Genomic DNA, 4,401 nt, shown 5'->3' with positions numbered 1-4,401 from the left:
CACCCCCATAGGTCAGGTGCAGCCTTACAAGCCGCAACCGGTTCAACCCGCCAAGCCCGCCCCCGTGGCCACAGCCCAGGTGCAGGTGATCGACCGCCAAGCTGAGCGGGAACAGATCGAGCGTGAACTGCGGGCCGAGCTGGAACGGGAACGGGCCGAGACCACCAGGGCTCAGGCGGCGGCCGACAGCGGTCGCTACATGATGCAATGTGCCGCGCTGCGCTCGCAGGATTCTGCCGAGTCGCTCAAGGCGCGTATCGCCTTTGGCGCTGGCCTCTCCTCCAGCCTGCAGATGGTAAATGGCGACAATGGCACCGTCTACAAGGTGATGGTGGGTCCCTTTAGCGGCAAGGCGGCCGTCGATGCGGCCAACCGCAAGCTGCAAAGCGCCGGCATCAGCGGCTGCATCCCCAAAAAGGGATGACCACCGCCAGCGGATGAGTGATCAGGGCCGGGTAGCAACACCCGGCCCTGTTTCTTTTAATGCCACTCGCCACTGCACCTGTCCCGCCCCGTGTTGTCCCGCCAAACAACAGGCTTGAAAAACCCGCTTGCCATCCCCATCTTTCTTGCCATGCACAGTCTGGCCGTTATTCGGCTCAAGCGAGGTAAGTAAAGTGACTACCATAGTTTCAGTTCGCCGCAACGGTCAGGTCGTCATCGGTGGCGATGGCCAAGTCTCTCTTGGCAACACCGTCATGAAGGGCAACGCCCGCAAGGTCCATCGTCTCTATAACGGCAAGGTGCTGGCCGGTTTCGCTGGCGGCACCGCTGACGCCTTCACCCTGCTCGAGCGTTTCGAAGCAAAACTGCAGGCCCATCAGGGTAATCTGGAGCGCGCCGCCGTGGCGCTGGCCAAAGATTGGCGCACCGATCGCGCCCTGCGCCGTCTCGAGGCCCTGCTGGCGGTCGCCGATGAAAACAAATCCTTCATCATCACCGGCAACGGTGATGTGGTGCAGCCGGAGCATGACCTGATCGCCATCGGCTCGGGTGGCAACTTCGCCCAGTCCGCCGCCATCGCGCTGCTGGAAAACACCGAGCTGGATGCCAAGACCATCGTCGAGAAGTCCCTCAAGATTGCGGGCGACATCTGCGTCTTCACCAATGGTCACCACACCATTGAAGTGCTGAACTATTCTGCTAAATAAGCCAGCCACGTAACCCATTCTCCAAGGGGTGGGTCCTGCCCGCCCCGGATACAGGAACTCCATCATGTCCGAGATGACCCCGAGAGAAATCGTCCACGAGCTGGACCGACACATCATTGGTCAGGCCGATGCCAAGCGCGCCGTTGCCGTTGCCCTGCGCAACCGCTGGCGCCGGATGCAGCTCGATGAAGAGATGCGTCATGAAGTGACCCCGAAAAACATCCTGATGATAGGCCCGACCGGGGTCGGCAAGACCGAGATCGCCCGTCGTCTGGCCAAGTTGGCCAACGCCCCCTTCATCAAGGTGGAAGCGACCAAGTTCACCGAGGTGGGCTATGTGGGTAAGGAAGTGGACAGCATCATCCGCGATCTGACCGACGTCGCCATCAAGCTGGTGCGCGAGACCGAGATGGAGAAGATGAAATACCGCGCCGAGGAAGCCGCCGAGGAGCGCATCCTCGACGCCCTGCTGCCCAACCCGCGCAACAGCTGGGGCGAGGAGGAGAAGGCAGACAACTCCAACACCCGCCAGATCTTCCGCAAGAAGCTGCGAGAAGGCCAGCTGAATGACAAGGAGATCGAACTCGAGCTGTCAGCCAGTCCCATGGGTGTCGACATCATGACCCCCCCGGGCATGGAAGAGATGGCAAGCCAGTTACAGGGGCTGTTCCAGAACCTGGGTCAGAACCAGAAGAAGAAGCGCAGGATCAAGGTCAAAGAGGCCATGAAGGTGCTGATCGAAGAGGAAGCGGCCCGTCTGGTCAATCCGGAAGAGTTGAAGCAGAAGGCGATTGCAGCGGTCGAGAACAACGGCATCGTCTTCCTCGACGAGATCGACAAGATCTGCAAACGCGGCGAGAGCTCGGGCCCCGATGTCTCCCGCGAGGGGGTACAGCGCGACCTGCTGCCGCTGGTAGAGGGCTGCACGGTCAGCACCAAGCACGGCATGGTCAAGACAGACCACATACTGTTTGTCGCCTCCGGTGCCTTTCAGGTGGCCCGCCCGTCCGATCTCATCCCCGAGCTGCAAGGTCGCCTGCCCATCCGGGTCGAGCTGACCGCGCTCACCACAGACGACTTCGAGCGCATCCTGACCGAGCCGAACGCCTCGCTCACCGATCAGTACCAGGCGCTGATGGGCACCGAAGGGGTCAAGATCGAGTTCACCAAAGATGGTATCCGCCGTCTGGCCGAAGCGGCCTGGCAGGTCAACGAGCGCACCGAGAACATAGGTGCCCGCCGCCTGCACACCGTCATGGAGCGGCTGATGGAAGACATCTCCTATGATGCCTCCGAGAAGTCAGGCGAGACCTTTGTCATCGATACCGACTACGTCAACGCCCACCTCGGGGCGCTGATCGAGGACGAGGATCTGAGCCGCTTCATCCTGTAAGCACAAGCGCAGCACCCTTCCGAACCAAGACGCCTCCCCCTGTGGAGGCGTTTTTTTATGCCATTTCAGTCTCACGTCGCTGCCCGCACTGCATCCCGGCTGCCAGATTGGGCATTCCCACCAAAGTGGCAAACAGGCTCCCGAGTCTGACCACCCTCATCCGGCCAGACAGGGGCGCTGCACTGGCCTGAGCCCGCCGTCAGACTCGCCATTGAGACCGTCACCATCATGGTGGCAGTTTTTTATCCGCACTTACCGCATTCATGGTCATAACCTCTTGTTTTGAGTCTGGTATCCTATAGGGAAGGTCATCCGGCCAACCGAATTCAGGAATTCTGTGTCATGTCTCTCCCCGTCAAGAACAGCGCCAAGCAGCGTGAACAAGACAGATCGCGCATTCTCACCCTACTGCTGGTCGATGATGCCCTCACCGACAGCCTGCTGGATCCGCAGGCGGTACAGGATGCCGAGCTACGCGACCAGACCAGCGAGATCACCAATCTGGTCAACCGCCTGCCCGCCGCAGATATCGCCGATGCGCTGGAATCCCTGCCACCGGACGAGCGCCACGTGCTGTGGCAACTGGTGGATGAGGCGAAGCATGGCCAGGTTCTGGTCGAGGCCTCGGAGACAGTGTGGGACAGCCTGATCAGCGGCATGAGCGACAAGGCGCTGCTGCACGCCCTGCGCACCCTAGACATAGACGATCAGATCTACCTCGGCCAATATCTGCCCCGCAACCTGATGGGCCGACTGCTCACCTCCATGGCACCTCCCCAGCGCGATCAGGTGAGAGAGGTGATCCGCTACGGCAAGCACACGGTCGGCACCATGATGGACTTCGAGCTCATCACGGTGCGCGCCGAGGTGAGTCTGGCGACCGTGCAGCGCTACCTGCGCCTGCGTGGCAAGATCCCCGTCAACACCGACAAGCTGTTCGTCATCGACAGGCGCAACCGACTGCAGGGGGAGCTGCCGCTCACCACAGTGCTGCTGCACAAGCCGGCAACCCTGGTCGCCGAGGTGATGGAACGGGATCCGGTCACCTTCGATCCGGAGGACAACGACGAGGCCGCGGCCCGCACCTTCGAGCGGGATGACCTGGTCTCCGCCGCCGTGGTGGACGCACGCGGCAAGCTGATGGGCCGCCTCACCGTCGCCGAGGTGGTGGATCTGGTGTATGAGGAGAGCGACACAGATCTGCGCCGCATGGGGGGGATCAGCGAAGATGAAGACGTATTCGCCCCGGTCAGCAAAGCGGTCAAGACCCGCTGGGCCTGGCTCGCCATCAACCTCTGTACCGCCTTCGTGGCCTCCCGGGTCATAGGTCTGTTCGAGCACACCATATCGCAACTGGTGGCGCTGGCGGCCCTGATGCCCATAGTCGCGGGGATCGGCGGCAACACAGGCAACCAGACCATCACCATGATAGTGCGGGCGCTGGCGCTGCAGCACATCCAGGCTGGCAACGTCTCCTTCCTGCTGTGGCGCGAACTGGGGGTGGCACTTATCAACGGCCTGGTGTGGGGCGGCACCATGGGGCTGGCCACCTATGCCCTCTATCAGGATGCCGCACTGGGCGCCGTAATGACGCTGGCCATGATGATCAACCTGCTGGTCGCCGCCCTGATGGGGGTCATCATCCCCATGACGATGTCACGTCTCGGCCGGGATCCGGCGATCGGTGCCAGCGTGATGATCACCGCCATCACGGATACCGGCGGCTTCTTCATCTTCCTCGGGCTGGCGACCCTGTTCCTCATCTAGTAAGGACGAGTCGTCCCGATCAAAAAAGGGGTCCTGCACGGATAATGCCGATCAGTTAAGGATCCATTGACCGATCCTTCTGATGTGTGA

The 4,401-nt window shown here is 61.5% G+C and carries 4 protein-coding genes; all 4 read left to right on the top strand.

Features of this window, described 5'->3' with window-relative positions:
- Positions 1-424: SPOR domain-containing protein (locus tag AAC083_RS16175; RefSeq protein ID WP_181364783.1), on the top strand; the 424-nt coding region annotated here is incomplete at its 5' end.
- Positions 425-617: 193 nt separating this feature from the next.
- Positions 618-1,151 (top strand): ATP-dependent protease subunit HslV, encoded by a 534-nt coding sequence (gene hslV / locus AAC083_RS16170; protein ID WP_108537143.1) that lies wholly within the window; start codon positions 618-620, stop codon positions 1,149-1,151.
- A 64-nt stretch (positions 1,152-1,215) separates the two neighbouring features.
- Positions 1,216-2,544 carry an HslU--HslV peptidase ATPase subunit gene (hslU, locus tag AAC083_RS16165; protein WP_108537142.1) on the top strand — a complete coding sequence of 443 codons (1,329 nt, stop codon included), beginning with the start codon at positions 1,216-1,218 and terminating at the stop codon, positions 2,542-2,544.
- A gap of 342 nt (positions 2,545-2,886) precedes the next feature.
- Positions 2,887-4,311: a magnesium transporter gene (gene mgtE, locus AAC083_RS16160; protein ID WP_181364782.1), complete on the top strand. Its 1,425-nt coding sequence runs from the start codon at positions 2,887-2,889 to the stop codon at positions 4,309-4,311.
- Positions 4,312-4,401: the final 90 nt, after the last annotated feature.

Source organism: Aeromonas sp. HMWF014, from assembly GCF_963878295.1.
GTDB lineage: Bacteria > Pseudomonadota > Gammaproteobacteria > Enterobacterales > Aeromonadaceae > Aeromonas > Aeromonas popoffii.
This window is presented reverse-complemented; position numbering and strand designations above follow the sequence as displayed.

Bases quoted from the DNA above. Each gene is read 5' to 3' on its own strand.
- hslU (WP_108537142.1), top strand. From the start codon at position 1,216: ATGTCCGAGATGACCCCGAGAGAAATCGTCCACGAGCTGGACCGACAC.
- mgtE (WP_181364782.1), top strand. From the start codon at position 2,887: ATGTCTCTCCCCGTCAAGAACAGCGCCAAGCAGCGTGAACAAGACAGA.